At 34.3% G+C, this 19576-nt stretch carries 20 protein-coding genes and 3 pseudogenes; 5 read left to right on the forward strand and 18 right to left on the reverse strand.

All coding sequences use genetic code 11. The annotated features are described in order from the left end of the window. Positions 1–201: 201 nt before the first annotated feature. From I5J82_RS08765 to I5J82_RS08820, 12 genes and pseudogenes are all read right to left on the reverse strand, one after another. Positions 202–756 carry an MEDS domain-containing protein gene (locus tag I5J82_RS08765; RefSeq protein WP_198767546.1) on the reverse strand — a complete coding sequence of 185 codons (555 nt, stop codon included), beginning with the start codon at positions 754–756 and terminating at the stop codon, positions 202–204. Positions 757–983: 227 nt separating this feature from the next. Continuing rightward, on the reverse strand, positions 984–1130 hold the full coding sequence (locus I5J82_RS08770) for a hypothetical protein (RefSeq protein ID WP_198767547.1): 147 nt from the start codon (positions 1128–1130) through the stop codon (positions 984–986). A gap of 1006 nt (positions 1131–2136) precedes the next feature. Continuing rightward, positions 2137–3449: pseudogene (locus tag I5J82_RS08775) on the reverse strand (amino acid permease). A gap of 511 nt (positions 3450–3960) precedes the next feature. Beyond that, positions 3961–4401, reverse strand: coding sequence for an NUDIX hydrolase (locus tag I5J82_RS08780; protein WP_198767548.1), 441 nt, complete (start codon positions 4399–4401; stop codon positions 3961–3963). Between the two features lie 205 nt (positions 4402–4606). Further along, entirely contained in the window at positions 4607–6145 is a 1539-nt protein-coding gene (locus I5J82_RS08785) for a serine hydrolase domain-containing protein (RefSeq protein ID WP_198767549.1), read from the reverse strand. A gap of 424 nt (positions 6146–6569) precedes the next feature. Then, positions 6570–7100, reverse strand: coding sequence for an NAD-dependent epimerase/dehydratase family protein (locus tag I5J82_RS08790; protein ID WP_198768961.1), 531 nt, complete (start codon positions 7098–7100; stop codon positions 6570–6572). After that, positions 7085–7363: pseudogene (locus I5J82_RS08795) on the reverse strand (class I SAM-dependent methyltransferase); the annotation flags it as partial. The gene I5J82_RS08790 and the pseudogene I5J82_RS08795, both read right to left, overlap by 16 nt. Before the next feature lie 95 nt (positions 7364–7458). Beyond that, positions 7459–8508, reverse strand: coding sequence for a serine hydrolase domain-containing protein (locus tag I5J82_RS08800; RefSeq protein ID WP_198767551.1), 1050 nt, complete (start codon positions 8506–8508; stop codon positions 7459–7461). Positions 8509–8560: 52 nt separating this feature from the next. Then, positions 8561–9247, reverse strand: coding sequence for a DUF1963 domain-containing protein (locus I5J82_RS08805; protein WP_198767552.1), 687 nt, complete (start codon positions 9245–9247; stop codon positions 8561–8563). 121 nt (positions 9248–9368) lie between these two features. Continuing rightward, the gene (locus I5J82_RS08810) at positions 9369–10124 is read right to left on the reverse strand and encodes an endonuclease/exonuclease/phosphatase family protein (protein WP_198767553.1); all 756 of its coding nucleotides are present in this window, start codon (positions 10122–10124) and stop codon (positions 9369–9371) included. 102 nt (positions 10125–10226) lie between these two features. Continuing rightward, positions 10227–10676, reverse strand: a complete 450-nt coding sequence (locus I5J82_RS08815) for a YybH family protein (RefSeq protein ID WP_233096601.1) — start codon at positions 10674–10676, stop codon at positions 10227–10229. Positions 10677–10793: 117 nt separating this feature from the next. Beyond that, the gene (locus I5J82_RS08820) at positions 10794–11168 is read right to left on the reverse strand and encodes a YciI family protein (protein WP_198767555.1); all 375 of its coding nucleotides are present in this window, start codon (positions 11166–11168) and stop codon (positions 10794–10796) included. Between the two features lie 411 nt (positions 11169–11579). Here I5J82_RS08820 and I5J82_RS08825 point away from each other — a divergent pair, with 411 nt between their 5' ends. The 3 genes from I5J82_RS08825 (at position 11580) to I5J82_RS08835 (ending at position 13501) form a co-directional block, all read left to right on the forward strand. Beyond that, entirely contained in the window at positions 11580–11879 is a 300-nt protein-coding gene (locus tag I5J82_RS08825) for a hypothetical protein (protein ID WP_198767556.1), read from the forward strand. Between the two features lie 243 nt (positions 11880–12122). Continuing rightward, a complete protein-coding gene (locus tag I5J82_RS08830) occupies positions 12123–12965 on the forward strand; it encodes a sialate O-acetylesterase (protein ID WP_198767557.1) in 843 nt (280 codons plus the stop codon). Continuing rightward, positions 12962–13501 carry a PadR family transcriptional regulator gene (locus I5J82_RS08835; protein ID WP_198767558.1) on the forward strand — a complete coding sequence of 180 codons (540 nt, stop codon included), beginning with the start codon at positions 12962–12964 and terminating at the stop codon, positions 13499–13501. The genes I5J82_RS08830 and I5J82_RS08835 overlap by 4 nt, the downstream gene beginning before the upstream one ends. 205 nt (positions 13502–13706) lie before the next feature. On the opposite strand, the gene I5J82_RS08840 is transcribed toward I5J82_RS08835, so the two are convergent. After that, a complete protein-coding gene (locus tag I5J82_RS08840; protein WP_233096442.1) occupies positions 13707–14162 on the reverse strand; it encodes a GNAT family N-acetyltransferase in 456 nt (151 codons plus the stop codon). A 149-nt stretch (positions 14163–14311) separates the two neighbouring features. Between I5J82_RS08840 and I5J82_RS08845 the strand changes: the two genes are divergently transcribed. Then, the gene (locus I5J82_RS08845) at positions 14312–14938 is read left to right on the forward strand and encodes a class I SAM-dependent methyltransferase (protein ID WP_198767559.1); all 627 of its coding nucleotides are present in this window, start codon (positions 14312–14314) and stop codon (positions 14936–14938) included. Between the two features lie 77 nt (positions 14939–15015). Here I5J82_RS08845 and I5J82_RS08850 read toward each other — a convergent pair. Together I5J82_RS08850 and I5J82_RS08855 are read right to left on the reverse strand one after the other, a co-directional pair. Next, positions 15016–15576, reverse strand: a pseudogene (locus I5J82_RS08850) (undecaprenyl-diphosphatase). 374 nt (positions 15577–15950) lie between these two features. Beyond that, the gene (locus I5J82_RS08855) at positions 15951–16151 is read right to left on the reverse strand and encodes a DUF1272 domain-containing protein (RefSeq protein WP_233096443.1); all 201 of its coding nucleotides are present in this window, start codon (positions 16149–16151) and stop codon (positions 15951–15953) included. A gap of 170 nt (positions 16152–16321) precedes the next feature. Here I5J82_RS08855 and I5J82_RS08860 point away from each other — a divergent pair, with 170 nt between their 5' ends. Continuing rightward, positions 16322–16744 carry an Lrp/AsnC family transcriptional regulator gene (locus tag I5J82_RS08860; protein ID WP_198767560.1) on the forward strand — a complete coding sequence of 141 codons (423 nt, stop codon included), beginning with the start codon at positions 16322–16324 and terminating at the stop codon, positions 16742–16744. Positions 16745–16844: 100 nt separating this feature from the next. On the opposite strand, the gene I5J82_RS08865 is transcribed toward I5J82_RS08860, so the two are convergent. From I5J82_RS08865 to I5J82_RS08875, 3 genes are all read right to left on the reverse strand, one after another. Next, positions 16845–18101, reverse strand: a complete 1257-nt coding sequence (locus I5J82_RS08865; RefSeq protein ID WP_233096444.1) for a DUF445 domain-containing protein — start codon at positions 18099–18101, stop codon at positions 16845–16847. Positions 18102–18186: 85 nt separating this feature from the next. Continuing rightward, on the reverse strand, positions 18187–18807 hold the full coding sequence (locus tag I5J82_RS08870) for a chloramphenicol phosphotransferase CPT family protein (RefSeq protein WP_198767561.1): 621 nt from the start codon (positions 18805–18807) through the stop codon (positions 18187–18189). A 30-nt stretch (positions 18808–18837) separates the two neighbouring features. Further along, entirely contained in the window at positions 18838–19509 is a 672-nt protein-coding gene (locus I5J82_RS08875; RefSeq protein ID WP_198767562.1) for a GntR family transcriptional regulator, read from the reverse strand. Positions 19510–19576 lie beyond the last annotated feature (67 nt).

Below are 19576 nucleotides of genomic sequence, written 5' to 3' on the forward strand. Positions count from 1 at the left end.
TCTTATTTTAGTATGAGTGGACAGGTTGAATTCTGTTTTCCATAGGATTTAGAATATTATCCCTTAAATATTGTTAGATACTATCTTTTAAGTGGTGGTGTATGATATATAACTTTTTAAACGAAAAAAACCCCCTGAGTAATTGCACACGGGGTTTAATCAACACAGTTTTTTTAACTTGTTATTTGCAACTTGTCTATGTTAAGATTTAACGACTTTATTGTCTTTTATGTGAATATCATGCACAGCGACCAAACTTTCTAAAGCTCGTTGACTCAAACGATCTGCATCATAAGCACAAATCGAGATAACACTCATTGTTTTTAGTAATTGATCAATTCTTCTTTCATAACTGATTAATTCTTTACTCGTTAAGTCATTACCCCATTCAACATGACCCCAGGTCACAATACGTTCACCCTTCTCTACATAAGGCCTCACCTTATCTAGAAAATGGTTATAAATTGAATCAGGGTTAAAACTTTCTTGCTCATAGTAAAAATCAAAAGTATTTTCTCGCTTTAAATTTAAAAGCTTTTGCTCACATACTGATTCTTTTAACCTTTTTAAGATCATAGGATAAATCCTGTCGTTTTCAACGAGCAAAACCTGTGTACCTCTATTTAGTTCATCGCTTAAATAATCTGCAGCTATTTGAACATAATGATCAACTTGGTTAAAGACAAAAAGTATATGGGCGTTTTCAGACTTAAGATGATCGATTTCATCCGTTAAATTCACCTTATTATCTTTCAAAAAAACATTCCTCCCTGTAAGAGTTTATCTATAATTAGAAGAATCGTTTTTACTCACTATTCTTGTAGACACTATTTTTTCCTATTCAATTAGCAACTTAACTATTATCAGAAAAAAGAATCTTTCTTTCTTTCATGATTACAATCGATTGCCGAAGATATTGAAGAAACCTTAAATAAAGAAAAAAATAGTGAGAATTTAATCTTCCTATGTTTTCATACGTATCATTAATCTGTTTGATTTTGCTTCTTTTTCAAATACTCGGTACGTAATTTTTCAAGATGCTTCTTTTTATCAAATTTGGCAGGCGTCTGTTTTTCATGAAACTTTGTCACAGCTACCTTACCTTTGTCATCCAATTGATATTTCCCCACTTTGTTCACCTACTTTTCTAATCTTTAAAGAAAATCTATTAAACAAATATAACATACCTTATTTTACAGAGGTAAACCTTATTACTTTAATAGTGTACTGCAAACTTTACATATATCAGTAAAACATTTGAAACTTAGTAGAATTAATTAATCATTATCTTTTAGAGAAGAATATCTTAAATTTATTCAAGGTTATTATTTCTTCTAATATAAGAATTTTGCCTTTTAAAAAGGAAAAAGTCCTTCTTCTTCATGAAGAAATGGACTCTATTGTTGAATATTATACTTTCCACGATAATCTTTATAACATATGTGGATTTAGTTAAAACTAAGGACACTATTAAAATAATAAATATGGCTACAATCACTTTAATAACTTCTTACTCCTTGCCAACTAACATACTGTTATTAACATTTTAGTGTAATTTCATTAATTAACAATTATGATACCATATTTTTCCCATAGCATAGCTGTTTTAAATACTGTCCTCAATTTAAGCAGCAACAACTAAATCTGACCAAAAAATAGGCTCGAGGTTAATATAAAGTACGGAATATTATACAAACCAACAAAATATTAGAACAAAAAGAGTAGCGCTCAAACAAAATGGTTCGTGGGCCACTCTTTTTAGATTACTAGGTTTTAATACAGCTTTGCTTTCCCCTTCGGTGCTGCTCAAACAGGATATTATCCTTCTGCCTTAAACTGCACCGTTAGTTTGAGTACATTTCTTCACAATCTCTTCCTAATTCCAACATATTTTATCAACTTCTTTATTCAACACTCTGGTCCGTTTTATAAAAATAGGTATGTTTTTATTACAGAACTGCACCTTATAATCTTCCGGTTAATCTGTTGAATTTTTTCTAAATGGAAGCTGTTAGCGGAATGCTTACTCTCTACGAACCCGCTTGCAGTACTGCCAAAGAGAAGTTAAATAAATGAAGACAAAAAAGCTGACATCAAAAAGGTCACGATAAGTGTCCTATGATGTCAGCCTTTTTCTTATACAGCTTCTTTCTTTTCAGTTTGTCCAACTTCAGCCATTCTCTTTTTGCCAGCAAAATGATAATAAATATAACAGGCGATAAGAAAAGGAACACCGCAATACAGTGATATTCTTTGCTCAGGTATGAAGGCTAAGCTGACAATTACGATCAGATTACAAACAATCGCAAGAATAGGTACAAATGGATAAAGCGGCGTTCTGTATTTTAAATCTTCTACTCTTCCGCCTTCTGCAATATATTTTCTTCTTGCAAGAAGACTGGATACTGCAATAGATAACCACGTAAACACTGCTCCAAACCCAGCAATGGATAAAAGCCACAAGTAAACCGTTTCTTCTGCGAAAATTCCGCTAAGCAATGACAAACAACCTACTCCTAAACTTACAATAAGAGCAACCATTGGGACGCCTCTTTTATTAAGCTTGCCAAAAACAGGATTAATCATCCCCTGGTTAGACATTGACCAAAGCATACGTGACGTCGCATACAAACCTGAATTTGCAACTGATAATACAGCGGTTATGATGACTAAATTCATAATATCTGCTGCATACGGTATGCCTATTCCTTCAAAAACTTCCACGAACGGACTTTCCACTGCGTTAGCTTTTTCCCAAGGAAATAGAGCTGCTAGTATAAAGATTGATAAGATAAAGAAGACTAGAATTCTCCATACGGTGCTGTTGATCGCTTTTGGGATAGCCTTTTCAGGGTCTTTACTCTCCCCTGCAGCTATACCAACAAGCTCAGTACCTTGAAACGAAAAGTTAACAGCAATCATTGTTACTACTATCGCACCTAAACCATTCGGGAAGAGTCCGCCATGATCAGTAAAGTTAGACAAGAATGGTGTGGGCTGACCGTCAACATGCAAGAAACCAAATACAACAGCTCCACCAATTAAGATAAATGCAATAATAGTTATAACTTTGATTCCGGCAAACCAAAATTCTACTTCTCCAAAGCTTTTAGTAGAAAGTGCATTGATAAAAATAAAAACAGCGTAAACACAACACACCAGACCCATGTAGAGACATCTGGGAACCATCGCTTCATCAACAAACTTACAGTTATTAGCTCTAACCCTATCGTTACGGACCAGTTTAACCATGACATCCAGCCAACCACATATCCTGCGGATGGGGAGATAAACTTTGTCGCGTATGTTTGGTATGAACCCGCATCCGGCACTCGAACAGCCAATTCACCAAGGCAAAGCATCGTTAAATACATAACAAATCCGCCCCATATATAGGCAGCTAAGGCTCCGCCGGGTCCTGCTTCATGTATGGTGTACCCAGAACTCATAAATAGCCCTGTCCCGATTACCCCACCAAGTGCAATCATTAGAATATGCCGACTCTTTAGTTCTCTCTTTAACGTGTTATTGCCCATAAAAATCCTCCTGTGTAAAATCTTTCGTGTTGTAAGCGCTTTCCTTTTAAAGGATTAAAAAACACTACCTCTCAGGTAATACTTTACTTCTAAATCTATTATTTTTTGATAATTAATACTATAGCTTATATTTTGTTAACTTACAATATGATTACTTCAAGTGACAAGTCTACCTATTTTGATAGAAACATATTCCTATTAAAGATCTTTGTAAAAGAAACTGCCTAAAAATTACGCTGAAAACTACCTCATAGCATCTTATATTTCAGCCTTAATAATCATTCTTACAGCTCATAATCAACTAACTTCTCTTCCCGGGTTAATAACAAAAGTGCACTTCTCCTTCTTTGAAGAAATGCATCTGATTGTTGAACAAGAACCTAATCTTCATCCCTAAAATACATCCATCAATGAATATGTACTACTAATATTTTAAATACATTTTATCTTGCAGCATTTTATCTGCTAGTCTGATGTTTTCCTTTAAAAATGCAGGTAAATTTGAATGTGCTAGAATTTCAGTAGTAGTCATCCAAATAACTTCATCTACCTCTTCTTTGCTTTTTGCATAAGGTTCACCCGATTTATGGTGACAAAGAAAAACAATATCGATGACATTTATCCCTGATTCAGTAACGAAGGAAGAACTATTTACATATTTTAGATCTGCAACTTCGCTACCTACTTCTTCAAGAATTTCTCTTTTTAAAGTCCGTTCAAGAATATCAGAAGAAACACCTTCAATTTCACACTTTCCACCAACTAAAGAAAGTGTTCCACCAGCGTGCTCTTCCTTTTCACTTCTAAGGATTAAAAGCCATTTACCGTTTCTGTGAATAGCACCTTCTACATTTACTACGAACATAAAGCAACCCCCTTTAAATATAGTGGCGAACTCCACCCTCCTGCCTTTACTTCAATAAAAAAGTTCACCTCTCCTTTTTAAGTTAAAGCACCCGTTTATTAAATAGATTAGTTAGATTAGGTATTAAGAAAATATACCAAAACAGATACAATTGGTACGGCAATTGCAGTATATCGGGCAAAGTATAATAAATGCTATTAATATACTAACCATTAGAACTGTGATTACATTTACTTGAGCTTTTTCTTATTGATGCGGTTTGTTTTTTGGTGAGAATAAGCAATACCCCATATACATAGAAAATAATGCTTATCGTTATAAAACCATAAAATAATCCTGTAATAGAAACTGGTCCCCATACCTGTATGAATTTCCACGTAAATCCTAATAAGATTTTTGGTATTAAGATCACTAAAATCAAAAATGCAACGACTAGCAACGTATGTATGGATAATATCAAAACCCTATTACCTTTTAATGCTCTTCTTTCTCGTTGTTTTCTTATCATCTTTCTTATTGTTCGTAGTAATAATAGGATAAAAATAACACCAAGAGCAGTGAGTACACTAAGGAGAACGGTCGCTATTTTGTCCAGCTTTTGATAACTGTCAGTTTGGTTGGTTGAAACACTTTTACCTTCCCATATATCCATAACACTTTGGCCTATCGATGTCGTAAAACTTGAATTCATATTAGAAAGGATTGCTACACCTAATTCTTTATCTGGCTGCATAATGATAAACGATGAATATGTTGGGTTCTGCCCCTCATGCAGAATATATTGTTTTGCTTCCTTTTTTACAACTTCCCATCCGCTAGCATAGTAAGAATTCGTATTAAAAGCTTCCACCGATCGATCAGGATGGTGAGATTCTTTAATGAGTTGCTTATTAAACGCTTTATTCAAATCATATCCTAACTGTAAATTCATCCATTTCGCAATGTCAGTAGTGTTGCTTATGATATATCCTGCGGGTATGTTCCCACGATAAATAGGTGGTGTGTATTTCTGCTCTTTCAAGAATCCTATCTTGTAGCCTTGTGCTACCATAGATGACTGAACTTGGTGGAGACCAACGAAAGAATCATTCATCCCAATTGGTTTTAGTACCTGATTTTTTATGTAAAGATCAAAGGGTTGTTTCGTTACATTTTCAATTACGAGCCCTAGAACATCGTAATTAATTGTTGCATATTCAAACGTGCTTCCTGGCTTTCGATTCAGTTCCTGATTCAATAATGTCTTTACGTTCAACTCTAGTGCGTTTGAAGCATTACTTTCAGGAATTTGCACTATAGAGTTTGATGCGATTCCGCTTGAATGATATAGTAACTGATTCAGCGTAATGGTTTGAGGTTCTCCCTGATATTTAAGCTTCAACCATGGAATATACTTTTGAACACTATCAGAACGTTTTAAATTCCCTTCCTTCTCCAAACGAAGAATGGCCAAACCGGTAAATGCCTTAGTAGTTGATCCAATCTCAAATAATGTACTGGACGTAACAGGTGTTTTCTCTTTCACGTTTTTGTAGCCGAAATTCCTTTGATAAACTGTTTCACCCTTTTCAACGATAACTAGTGACATACCAGGAATTTTACTAATTTGTCTTTGCTGTTCAACCAGCTTTTCAATTTTCTCCGTTTTTCCACTTGATTCAGCGATAACTAAATGAGTAGCGAGACCAATCAATCCTAGAATCAATGTAACTAAAAAGCTAATTATTCTTACTAATTGTTTCATAACTTTTTCTCCTTGATGGCTATTTGCTCATGAATAATAGAAGAGTAAACCAACCTATATTTTACAGTTTAACCCAGTTAATTAATACTAATTTCAAATAATTTATTCCAAAAGTTAGTTTTATAGTGTTATACCTTATAAAATTCCAAAAAAGAGCACTGTTATCATTTTGATTAACAGTGCCTACTAAATGTTATTTATTTGTAAAAAGAGAAGGTCTTTTGGAAATACAATTCTGAAGAAACACACACGATCGTTTGAATAAGAATTAATAAGCAGGAAGAACTCCTGTTTTCATAGAAAGTAAAATGTTGATATTTAATATTTCGAGATGGATTTGACAGTCCTTCTATGATCTTATTCAATTAAAGCATGCTTTAGTTGTATAAGGAATGAGTATATTTATAACAAAAATAAAAATAATTTATAATTGACTCACAACCAGGGCTTCAAGATTTGAGACAGTTTGATTAAATGTTTTGATGGGTTGATAACCCAATTCTTTAATTTTAGTATTTGAGTAAATGGGACGCTCTATCAAACGATTAGGTACTCTTAATTTTTTTCCTAAAGTATTAACTAATCTTACTCTAAATTCTTCTTCAGGAAAATTTCCATCTATTGCATTGTAGACTTGATTGCATACACCTTTTGATAACACAAGATAAATTATTTCTGCTAAATTATCTGCATGAATCCAAGGTACAAGATCTTCTGGGTGAACCCAATCAACAATATCAGTTTTTAACATACGGTTAACTTGTCTGTCTCCCCAATACGAATTTTCTTCGGCACAGATTGCACCAGGTCTTAAGATAATAACATCAAGTCCTTTTTTAATATATTCATTTAATATTTGTTCAGATTTTGACTTTATATCTACATAGACTTCTTGGTGTTGTTTTACTATTGGAGTTGTTTCGTCAAAGTAACCTTTTGTCAGCTCCCCGTATATCCTTGATTTCTAGGATCAAACTTCTTGGAGCGAAAAATAACACCATCCTGACCATCCCATTCATTAAAGTTAAATTGACCGTCCTCATCACAGTATTCAAGTAAAGTTACTTTAAACCCAGCAGCTTTAAATATTTTCGTTAAATTTTTATAATTAACTATTCTATGACTTGAAGCAGGATGGTCTATTGGTCCAGGTCCACCTACTTTTATTATGTTTTGATAATCCTTGTCTCGAAAATATCCATTAGGAACTGCACAACGAACTTCATTATTTTGTTTAAAGGAATATTTGAACTTACCCTTAGTTTTCCGCACGTCCGTTTCTCCTAAAAATGCACCCAACTAATCATTATTTTCTACTTAAATATATCAGCTACTTCATTACTAAATTCTCTTAGATAATGAAGATAGTTGTCTCCACCGTAGTTATACCTCTTATTATACATTTTAGCCACGATCAGATTATATTCAGGAATCACTAGCAGCGTTGGTCCTGTAATTCCTAAAATTTGATAAGAACCCTTAGGTACTCTCTCTCCTATTTCACTTTGAAGGGTTGGTGTATCTTGTACGTACCAAAACAATCCGTTTTGTGGTGTATCTTTATCTTTGTACATTGGATTTTGTACTTGGGTAGCTAACCGTATCACTTCTTTTGGTACGATTTGTTTGCCATTCACTAATCCATCATTCAAATGAAGATTACCCCACAATGCAAACTCACGAGCCGTGGTATGCAGGTTTGAGTCTCTCCCATCACCTATACTTCCTAATTTAAATGTTGCAACTTCGTTTGGGTTATCAATCACTTGTACCAGTTTTTCATTAGAATATGTATACCAAGCAGTTTGTTTCAAACCTAACGGTAGAAATACTCTTTCGTTTAATAACTCAGGAAAACTCTTGCCATAAAGCCTTTGTATTAATACTGTCATCATTAATACGTTTATTCCTCTGTAAGCCCACCCTTTGCCTGAGTCAAACTCTCTAAAAAGAGCTCCATCATCTTTCTGGTGTAATCCATGAGAATGGGTGACTAGATGTCTTATCGTTGTGTTAGCAAGCAATTTCTTATCGTATTCATCAAAGTAATCAATCGCATAGTCATCAAGACTCTTAATCTTATTTTCATATAAAGCATATGCTACCGCTAATCCTAAGTAACTTTTTCTTGCAGATGCTACGTTAAACATAGAGGTTTCTGTAATGGGTGTAGAATTTACCGAATTAGAATGATACCCCGTATAATGCTCTAATATAATCTCGTTATTCTTTAATACAACTAATGCTGCAGCACTGCTATGATTAAGCTTCATTATTTCTTCTACATATGAAATTAACCTTTGATCGTTTTCTCCCACGTTTTCTATATCCTCCGTTAAATGATGCTGTCTATTTGTGCTCATAAGTTAAACCCTATCCCAGGATTGTTGAAGTTACTTTGTAATAACATAAATCTTAATAAAAATCACAATAAACAATCCATTCCTGTTTAACTTGATTGTAGAAAAAATAAAAACTACCACTGTCTACTATGTTGAACTGAGCCTTTTCATCAGAACTTATTTGAAATACGAAAGGATATTCTTCTCCAAAGGATACACCACCTTGAGTAAATGATGGATATCCACCGACTTTATGTGTCGGGTAAACCTCTTCCACTATATCATCGTGATATTCCACGCCCTCTTCACTTTCAAGTTGCAATATTGCTTCTTCAATATCTGGTTGAAAACTATAAGAATCTTCCCAAGCAGGTGTATCGTTATCAATGTAAACTGGGGATAGTGGAAAAGCTTTCATCTTAGTAGATTGCTTGTTTACCTTCTCTAGCTCATCAAAATTCGTATAACACATTATCTTAAAATATGGACCTAGGTTATCACTATTCAGATGATTGAATATATCAAAATCCATATAGATGGTTATTAACTGATAGTTCGTCAATTCTTTCGGCACATAAGGTAATTTAGATAAAAATAATGTACAGATAGGATCAAAATTCGATGGTATAGCTTCTTCTTGTCTTTCCCATAAAACTTTACCGATCCAACTTTCTCCTAATTCTTCCGTAGGTCTGAACCCACCTGTTTGAAAGATTGTGGCTTTTTTAAACAATGCTCGTTTAATCTGAGTAATATTCAATTTAATCAACTCCTAACATGAGTTCTAAATTCTATGTAAAAACACTAATTCTACTTGTATTAACCTATCCGGTTGAGGAATGATTGAAACGGTTTTGTAGTGTATTTTTATCTATTAAATTTTACAAACTCAAATCAACGATTACTCCATAATGATCACTTGGATGAACTTGTTGCGTTGGAGGTACGACGTTTGCAAACAGTTCTATGTCTAGTAGCCTCAGTTCTTTTTTCGGAAAACATGATTTTAATAGTATCCAATCATACCTTACGGGGACTCTTATATTGTTTAAGTTCTCTCTATTCAATAACCAGCTATTATATTCAGAGTCTAAGGTTGGGGATCCATCCGACTGCCCTAAATCTATCCAACTTGTATCGTATGATTCAATGGAGAGTTCACCCACTAAAAAATTATAGATACTTGATAGATTAGGTTTACTGTTAAAATCTCCACAAAGAAACTCATAGTCAGTATTTTTACTTTCCGAGATCCATTTCGCTACTTCTACAATTTCTTTTTCTCTGACAAGGGCACTTTTCCAGTTTAGATGGACATTTGTTAAACCAATTGTTGATCCGTTTATTTTTACCAAAATTCTCATTGAACAATTGTTTAAGACATCATTCTCACTCATTACCTCTTCTATGGGATATTTCGATAGAACGGCGAGTCCTTCTTCATCACCCGGATATCTCTTAAAAGAGTATTGGTATAATCCAACTTGTTTTAAGATGTATTCAAGTTCTTCAAGATTTGGTACTTCTTGAAGAGCGATGATGTCTGCATTTACTCTCCTGATTTCCTTAATAATCATTTCTTTTCTTAATGCCCATGTCTCGTTGTTGTTCCAAACATTAAATGTAGCTACTTTCATGTAACTCACTACCTTATACACTTATTTAGTTTACTTACTAACAATTTTCTGTTTTTATTATATCTTTCCAGTAATACCACGCTTTTAGATCTGGTTCCCCTACTATCTCACAATTAATTTTAGATTAAACATACCTTTTCCCGTGTGCATATCTATTGGCAACGAAGAATGTTCGTGCGTTATCAGCCAAGACTCATCTACCTTTTTTAAACCAAATGTAAAACGGTTTGTTATTTGACGTAGTTTCTCACCAGTATTTTCGCTGTATGCAACGAACGAAACAGCACAATGAACAAATGCAACACTCGTATTTTCCTCAATGGTTACATCATTAAAATTTACTTTTAATGAGTTTCTGTCTTCACTCAAACTATTAAACCACATCACCACATTTTCTCTCCATGAAGAAATACCCTCACACTCCCAGTTTCCCCAGCAATCATAGATATGTACATCAGCAGCATAGGTTGTTAGAAATTTATTAACATCTTTTTCATATACGGAAGATTTATAATTATCAAGAACGTCCTGGACTTTACTAATTCCAATCATCACAAAATCCTCTCCTTCATAAAAGTTCTTCACTGTTAAAAAATATCTATAGCCTTACTTATACTTATTACTAGATTGCATGAATAGAAACTAAATGTCTCAAGATTACTAGCTGACTCATTTATCGTTTTTAAAGAAATGAACAGGTCGGATTTCGATACGCCATCCAAACTCTTCTGCTCTACTTATTTGTGTTGTGGGATGAAGAGATGCTAGCTTAATCGCCTCTTCCATGTTCTCTGCTTCAAAAACGAAGATGCTTCCAATAAGCTCCTTCGTCTCTGTAAACGGACCATCTGTTACGATTATCTCATCGTTTACTCGACGTAAGCTTTTGGTCTCTGACTCCAGACCAGCGTCAAGAAGCACGTTGCCACTTTGATAAAAATTTTCAACGACAGGTTGGCATTCATTCATAACCGCTTCAATCTCCGCCCTAGGTCGTGCATCCATTTTTTCAGGACTAAAATAGCCCATACATAAAAATATCATTGTCATCTCTCCCGTATCACTCAGATTTTGTATCTAATAATACCTTTAATAATCAAAACAAACGCTAGATCTTGATACATTTACAGAATTGATTCATCATCAACACTTGGTGCGTGCTCTTAACATATGATAGACAATGAATAAATTTTATATATATACAGCCGCTACTCTAGATTTTTGTAACCTGCTCTTTGTTTCAATAAACAGTTACCATACTCCTTTAACGAAATGTGCATCCATTGGTTTTCATCCTTTATACCCATAGTATCTATTCAAATATGTTCTTCCATCATCAAAAGCAAGGGGAAATAGAGATTCAATTTCAAATTTTGATATAAAGAGGATAGCACTCTTATATAATGGAATATATAACCATTTAAGAATTGATAGTTAGAGATTAGGAGTGGTGTTTTGAATACGTTAGAAGGTTTGAAGACATTTCGTTTTGATAATGAGGAGATGAATAGTGAATATACTGAATTTGCATCGGCACTAGAGTTGCTTACCGAAGGAAAAGAGTCCCTTGCACTAAAAAATTTAAAACATCTCTATAAGCATACTCAAGATCCTTCCCTACTCAGCAGCCGTGCTCACCTTTTGTTTGCCCTATACTTTGCAAGATCCGACTGGAACCAGCTTGAGCTACTGGACCTCTTAGAGGAGCATAGTATCGAGAAAAGCAATCGAATCATTGCGAAGACTCTTAGTTAATATGAACAGACGGTGTTTCATTCTCAGAAATTCGTCATACTTACCTATATCATAAAGTCTCACCGGCTGCCCTACAATCAAAGCCAAAATAAATGGACAGGATATATGCTTATGGTTAGATACCGGAGCCTTACTTACATGAGTAGTTATTAAAATTTCTAACAATAGCTAGTTGACGATAGTCTAATTAAACTCTATACTACTTAAGTCTAATTAGACTATTATGTAAAGGGATGAAATTAAATGATAAAGTCTTTTCTAATGATAGGGCAATCAAATATGGCAGGTCGTGGATTCTTGCATGAGGTAGAACCTATCTATAACGAAAAAATAAAAATGCTTCGCAACGGACAGTGGCAAATGATGACAGAGCCAATTAATTATGACCGTCCTGTTGCTGGAATAAGTTTAGCAGCATCTTTTGCAGAGGCGTGTTCAAAAGCTTACCCAGATGAAGAAATTGGTTTGATTCCTTGTGCGGAAGGTGGCAGTTCCCTGAACAATTGGCATCCGCAAGGTACTCTTTTTCAACATGCTTTATCTGAAGCTCGATTTGCTCTTGAAACTAGCCAAATTTGTGGCATACTTTGGCACCAAGGTGAAAGTGATAGCAGTAATTCTCTACATAAAACGTATTATGAAAAGTTATCTCTTATAATTGGAACTTTACGTAAAGAATTAAACCTTCAAAATGTCCCATTAATTATTGGTGAGTTTGGAGATTTTTTAGGAAAAACAGGTTTCGGAAAGTATTCATCAGAGTTTCAAGAAATTAACGAACAATTACGTCGATTCGCTTATGAGCAGCAAAATTGTTATTTTGTTTCGGCAGAAGGTCTAACTTCCAATCCGGATGGTATTCATTTGAACGCCGTTTCACAACGAAAATTCGGTTTTCGCTACTTTGAGGCATTTTCAAAAAAGTGTCATATCTTAGAGCCTCTTTCGGATGAAAATCAATCACTAAAAATAACCAATAACTATTCAAAAAATGAACAAATGTATATTCACAGTATGAATTTGGCTCTCGGTAAAATCACATACGCTGAATTTGAAGTAGAAATGGCAAAGGTGATGCACCCTTGATTCCCTTACTAATCCTTGGCTTACTTATTCAAAACCCTGGCGCTCATGGATACGAACTATTAAGTTTAATGGAAAAACGACATTATAAATATATCGTTAACTTTACTAAAGGATCATTTTATTACAATTTGCAACAACTTGAAGAGAAAGGTTTTATTGAACAAACACATCGAATACGTCCAAACAACGGTCGTGAAATTCACACCTTTATAATAACGCCTTTAGGAATAGAAGAATTTGATAAATTAATGGGTAAATATGGAACTAAATCCGAGTATGTAAACTTATTATTTTATGGAGCATTACTCTTTGCAGATGTTTTCGATAAGAATAAATTATTAGAATTGATTCAGTCACAAATTGATCAAACTGAAGCTAGAATTGATCTTCTTGATGAATATTTAGCTAGAAATAAGGAATTACCTGGTAAAATTGATTATTTTCGTCGCATGAACGAAAATTCTCGTACTCACCATTTAGTGAATTTACATTGGTTTAAAAAATTGAAGGCAGACATAGAAGAATCTATTGTATAAATGAGAACTAAAATCACCTATCAATATTACTTAGTAAATATTGATAGGTGATTTTCAAAGTAATTTTTAGTACACATTACAAAGGTAATGAAATCCGTATTTAGCTATTCTTTTCCAGTCAAAATCACAAAACCTTTTTTATTCCATTTAGTCATTTCTGAACCTCCAAAAATAAAAGAATATGCATCTATGAATCGTACAAAGACTATTCCTTATTCGCTCTCCATTCATACTGAATATCTGGCAAATTCTCTTCATTCTCATGGCCTCTTCCAATAATTTTGAAACCATTCTTCTCATAAAAACGTTGCGCCTTTTTATTCACTTCAAATGTGTATAATGCTATTCTTCCGCTTGAGTGATCCTTTGCTCGTTGAAGCAATGCATTACCTATACCGGCTTTTTGATAACCCCTGTGAACATATAGCTGGCTTATTTCGGTTTGATTATAGGCAATCATTCCAACGACTTTTGCATCAACCATCGCTAATTCCACCACAAACTCCTTCGTCAGAATATTATTCAGAAAGTACACATGACTTTCAAAACTATGAGACTCTTTTACACCTATTGCCTCGAATTTACTATCACGCCACATCTTAACGGTTTGTTCAGCAAATTCAGCTAAATAGGTTATGATATTAACATTTAGACTCTTCAACCTAATCAGTCCTTTCCAAAAGGGTTATCACTCTACGCAATTATAAAGTTAACAATGAACTTTAACAGAATGAAGAGGGATGATCTTGAACTAAAGCGAATAAGAAGGAAGATCTCAAATGTTTTAAAATAGTTTTAAAGGAGAAAATGATGAAATTACTTCATTCTGTAAAAGAGTATATAGATCAACACTATCACACGCCAAAGGGATTAATCGGTACATATATCGTAGAAAAAATGGTCAGGCAGCACAAACCTGAAACAGAGTGGACGATAGGACAATTGGAACTTCAAGAACAAGATAAAGTGTTAGAACTTGGTTGCGGTGCCGGCTATGCTATACAAATGATCACAGGAAAATATAGTGTTCAGGAAATTGTAGGTTTAGATCTTTCTTCAACAGCCATTCGGTCGGCTGCGATACGTAATAAAAAGGAAATAAACAACGAAATAGTTAGGCTAGTTGAAGCTAATTTCAATAACCTCCCTTTTAATGACGATATGTTCACCAAGTTGTATAGTATTCAAACCATTTATTTTTGGAGCGAAGTCGATACCATCATTTCAGAAATCTATAGAGTTCTTAAGTCTGATGGATTAGTAGTTATTACTTTTTCTAATGGTAAAGGCAATGAAACTTGGGAAAGTGTTAAGGAAGTTTCAGAAAATCAAGTGATGCCATTCATGTTGGATAAGGGATTTAAGAATGTTTCGTTAGTGAGAGGACCAGATTCTAGGGGTTTTCATACAGTCTCTATCAAAGGGATAAAGGGGTAAACATTTTACTTAAGACAATTTAAATAGAAATTATACCAGACGTCAAAAATGATAAATTGGCATCTGGTATTCTTTTTTTATATCTTACGGTTAAAAATAGGTCTTCTAAGCAGTTCAGCTATTGGTCTCATTTTAATGAGTAGAAAATGAGTAAGAAGTGCGATTAGTGTTCCGATCAATGCTCCAGCCACTACATCAAATGGATAATGAACGCCAACCCATACTCTTGAACATGTGATCAAGATAGCGGCCATAAACCATATATACCTATACCTTAATGTTACTAACATTAACGTGACAGCAATCGAGATTGCTGATGAGGCGTGATCACTAGGGAAGGAAGAGTTAGCAGCATGCTCTACCAATTGAACGATTTCATGTGAGATAAACGGCCTCTCTCGATAGATAAATAACTCAATCAGTCGATTCATTGAGTATGATCATGAAAATGCAAACAATGCTTGAAATACGATTACCCTGTCATTCTTATTATTTCTCCACCACAGCATAAACAATAATAAAACAAAGGCATACTGAACGTATTCTGCAAAGAAAATCATTAAAACGTCAATTAGCGGATAGCTTGAAACGATTTCGTTAATAAACATAAACCACTTATAATCAGTTTCTAGAATCATATTCCCTCCTGTAATGAAATCTTTCTTTTAAGAATAAAGAAAGTTGAAAGGTTTTCATATGATTCTCCTCTGACAGTTTTATGAAATTTGCAGATTTTCCTATGTTTTGACCTTTTGTTTTGGAAACAAAAAAAACAGCCATTAAGGCTGCCATTTGTTATTTTTTTTGTGAAGGTGTAGAAATTAGTTGAGATATGTAACCGTTCAAATCAAAATCCTTGTTCCCTGCATACTCGCTCAGTTTCACAGTTGTCATTAGCATTTTAGTTCCTCCTAAAATGAGTTTATTGTTATAAGTATTATTACCAAACTCGTAACCTATTAAACCCATTCTAGTAATTTTTTTTTTAGATTTGCGAGAATGCTACTCCTCCTTATTTACTTAATGGACAACTTATTATTTGTGCCCCTGCTTTTGGACGTCTAACAAGTTCACCGTTACAATTCATGCAAATATGATTCATCTCAGCTGTGCATGATGGGCAATACGTACATTCATGAACACATATGTAGGCATCCGACTTATCATGAAGCTGTTCCGAACATTTTTCACAGTTCTTTCTCATCTCTAACATAATTGATCCAGTCCCCTTTAGATATATTCGTTGTAATTAAGCACTGTATATATTATATTTTTTCCATAACTGTTTTTACATGGAATAATTACGTTATATATTATGATTTTCATTAAAAACATCGAAAAAAGATAGAATATACCTAATTTTTTAAAGTTGAGGGGAAAGATATGGACGAAATTGATAAAGAGATTCTTTTACATTTGCAGCAAGATGCTCGATTATCCATAACGGCATTAGGTAAGAAAATTGGTCTGTCAAATCCTGCGGTTCATGAACGGGTTAAGAAGCTTGAGGACAAACAAATAATAGAGGGTTATAAGGCGATTATTAATCCTGAAAAAATGAATAAACCAATCATGGCATTTATCTTATACGATAATACGAAATGCAAGCAGTTTGTTGAATTCTGTAAAGATCACCCCGATGTGATAGAATGTCACCGCCTAGCTGGACAATATAACTATCTTATTAAAGTCGTCACGCATTCTGTACAATCTTTGGAAAGCTTTATAGATGATTCAATGACATTTGGACAACCATCTACACTAATTAGACTTTCATCACCCGTTTCGGATAAGTCTTTAAGTTAAGGATAACAGAAGAAAAGACCGATACGGAAGGTTATAAAACATACCTTCGATCAGTCTTTTCTTTTTTTAGTTGTATGATTGTCTTAAGCAAACACTAAAATTAGACTACCATCTTAAAGGTAGTTAAAAGAATTCCGATTAAAAATCCACAGATTGCTCCATTCACCCTGATCCATTGTAAATCTTTTCCTACATTATTTTCTATAATGTTTATTAGTGTCTCATTATCCAGTTTCTCAAGGTTTTCTTTTACAAGTTGACCAATCTTAGCATGATATTTCTCAACCATGAGCGAAAGTTGGCTTTGAATCCATCCTTCTATTTTCATCATTCTAGTTGAGTCTTCTTTTAAATGAATAATTTGGTTGTGTAGTCTAGTGATGATATTCCTTTTTATCCATTCTTCATCTTGAGCTTGTAGAATGAATTTATCCCTCATTTTTTCTAATAGTGAAGTTATTTGATCTGACGGACTCCACTCCTCAACCATGGTGTTCTTCCATTCAGCAAGTTCTACCATTAGTTCTCTCCGCTCATTCACATTTTTTATCTCACTGTGAATTCTATCAAGAATCGTTTTTCTATACGGATTATTTGGCTCTTGAAGAAGCACAATCCTTTTAAGAAAAAAGGGCTGCAACATATTCCCTAACTTCTCTGCATTAATCATTTGACTAAAAGATTGAATAGCCATCTTCATAAAACCGTCTGCATTCGTATTATCAAGTAGCTGTTTCGCTAAGGTTCCAATTTTATTTTTTGTATCTTCTTTCTTCAACCATTTTTCAGTTTCAAACAATACATAATCTAAAGCTTTTGCATCAAGCTCCCTTTTCAACACTTGGTTGACGATTGAGTGCAGCACGGGTTCTATTTCTACAGCATGTAAATAATCTTTTAGCTCCTTCTCTAAAATAGGTGATATTTTTTCAGGATCGATTTCATTTATGAGATGTATGACCGTAGACTGAATGCCTTTATGAAGAGTTGGTGAATCCAACCTTTGCTCTAACTCATGTAATACCTTTTCCGATATGTTCATGTCTTTTATTTTATTTTGAATGCTCTCTTTTGTTAGCCAATCGTTCTCAAGCATATTAATAATCGCTTTGAGCATGCGATCACGATTCTTAGGAAGTAACGCAGTATGCGGTATTGGAAGACCTAGAGGATGACGGAATAGAGCAGTAACCGCAAACCAATCTGCCAAACCACCTACTAAGCCCGCTTCAAATCCTCCTTGAAGAACTTGTCCTGCTATAGAATCCTGGAAAGGAAAAGTGGCAAGAAATCCCCCACCCATAATTCCTAATGAAATTTTCGCATAATATTTGGATTTGTTATCTTTCGTTTTCAATTGTACATCCCTCAGATTTTACAAGTTATTATAATTACTATTATAAATCATGTGTATTAAAATCAAAAATATCAGTTAAGTATTCTCAAGTGAGATTCAGTATTTTTTGAAGTGCACTAGGTGGAGGACCTTCATAAACCCTTTGATAAACTTGAGCTGCACATTCTTCTGAGGTAAATAAAGAGGTATCTACTTCTAAGTCATATATACCAGGGTCATGAACAACGTTTTGCCAAAGTTCTATGGGTTTTGGAATATTCCCTTCCGGAGTATAGCCTTTTTGCCAGGTCTCTATTCGACGTTTCATCACAGTATCAATTGGACAGCGAACACCAATAAACCATGCTGGCGTTCCCTTAAGAATTTGAGCAGCTTGTTGAAGAAATTCCCGCTCTTCGGAATACCCTTCATGATGACCAACATCCACTACGACATTTAAGCCCTCACGGCTGAAAGCTACAATTGATTTGTACATAGCAAGATACAACTTTTGTATGATAGGCTCTAAATCTGGCCTCTCTCCACCTGGTCTTAACCCTATGCTTGGTTGAAATTTCTCAGGGGTCATATCCATGATACGGTCTACACCTATATTCATCCATACACCTTCAAATTCGTTTTGAATAACTGAAGCTATGCTTGATTTTCCTGACCTGGGTGCACCATTGAGAATAATAATTTTTCCCGGCAATTCTGTCTGACCCATACAACATCTCCTTTAGTCTTTAATGCTCCATTAAAACAACGTTGTAAGAGACTGATAATTTAATTTATCCTGCTGAAGCTTGGTTAAACTATTATCAAGGTGTTGGAGAAGTAATACACGTAAGTTTTCCTCTTCTCCCTTTTCGATATATTGGATCATTTGCTCGTGTTCTAGCATGTCTTGCTCTTCATTAGACTTCCCATTAAAAACATCATAAAGAACCATGTAAATTGTAATCTGACTCAAAATTTTCTTCATAAATTCTATTAGATAACTGTTTCCACTAGCATTCGCTAGAACAAGATGAAAAGCATTGTTTTTTTCTTGATACGGTACGATATCTCGTTCCATATAAGCGCTCTTCATTTCGTTAAGGAGTTGTTTGAGTTGCTTCACTTCATCTGCAGCAAGATTGGAGAACCCTTTATGGATCGCCATTTCTTCAAGTGTTTTTCTCATCTCAAAGGCTTGAACCATTTCTTCAATGGTCGGCTGAACGATGAATGCTCCTTTATTCGGAATAACATTCACTAGCCCTTCTGATTCAAGCTTCATGATTGCACTTCGAATTGGCGTCCTGCTCGCATTCACCTTCTCAGCAATAGCATTTTCAAATAACTGGTTCCCAGGTGCAATTTGTCTATTTAAGATGGCGTTTTTGATTAGATGATAAACTTTTTGTTCAACTGTTTCTTTACGCATTTTAAAATTACCTGCCTATACGTTCTTTTCACTTATTCTAACATAGATGATATAAGAATGAACAAAA

It is taken from the genome of Fictibacillus halophilus (assembly GCF_016401385.1).
GTDB lineage: Bacteria > Bacillota > Bacilli > Bacillales > Fictibacillaceae > Fictibacillus > Fictibacillus halophilus.

What these genes read in the sequence shown, in the direction of transcription:
- I5J82_RS08855 (WP_233096443.1), bottom strand. Translation starts at nt 16,151, where the DNA reads ATGTTAGAGATGAGAAAGAACTGTGAAAAATGTTCGGAACAGCTTCAT.
- I5J82_RS08820 (WP_198767555.1), bottom strand. Translation starts at nt 11,168, where the DNA reads ATGATATTTTTATGTATGGGCTATTTTAGTCCTGAAAAAATGGATGCA.
- I5J82_RS08860 (WP_198767560.1), top strand. Translation starts at nt 16,322, where the DNA reads ATGGACGAAATTGATAAAGAGATTCTTTTACATTTGCAGCAAGATGCT.
- I5J82_RS08875 (WP_198767562.1), bottom strand. Translation starts at nt 19,509, where the DNA reads ATGCGTAAAGAAACAGTTGAACAAAAAGTTTATCATCTAATCAAAAAC.
- I5J82_RS08870 (WP_198767561.1), bottom strand. Translation starts at nt 18,807, where the DNA reads ATGGGTCAGACAGAATTGCCGGGAAAAATTATTATTCTCAATGGTGCA.
- I5J82_RS08785 (WP_198767549.1), bottom strand. Translation starts at nt 6,145, where the DNA reads ATGAAACAATTAGTAAGAATAATTAGCTTTTTAGTTACATTGATTCTA.
- I5J82_RS08800 (WP_198767551.1), bottom strand. Translation starts at nt 8,508, where the DNA reads ATGAGCACAAATAGACAGCATCATTTAACGGAGGATATAGAAAACGTG.
- I5J82_RS08815 (WP_233096601.1), bottom strand. Translation starts at nt 10,676, where the DNA reads ATGATTGGAATTAGTAAAGTCCAGGACGTTCTTGATAATTATAAATCT.
- I5J82_RS08830 (WP_198767557.1), top strand. Translation starts at nt 12,123, where the DNA reads ATGATAAAGTCTTTTCTAATGATAGGGCAATCAAATATGGCAGGTCGT.
- I5J82_RS08780 (WP_198767548.1), bottom strand. Translation starts at nt 4,401, where the DNA reads ATGTTCGTAGTAAATGTAGAAGGTGCTATTCACAGAAACGGTAAATGG.
- I5J82_RS08810 (WP_198767553.1), bottom strand. Translation starts at nt 10,124, where the DNA reads ATGAAAGTAGCTACATTTAATGTTTGGAACAACAACGAGACATGGGCA.
- I5J82_RS08845 (WP_198767559.1), top strand. Translation starts at nt 14,312, where the DNA reads ATGAAATTACTTCATTCTGTAAAAGAGTATATAGATCAACACTATCAC.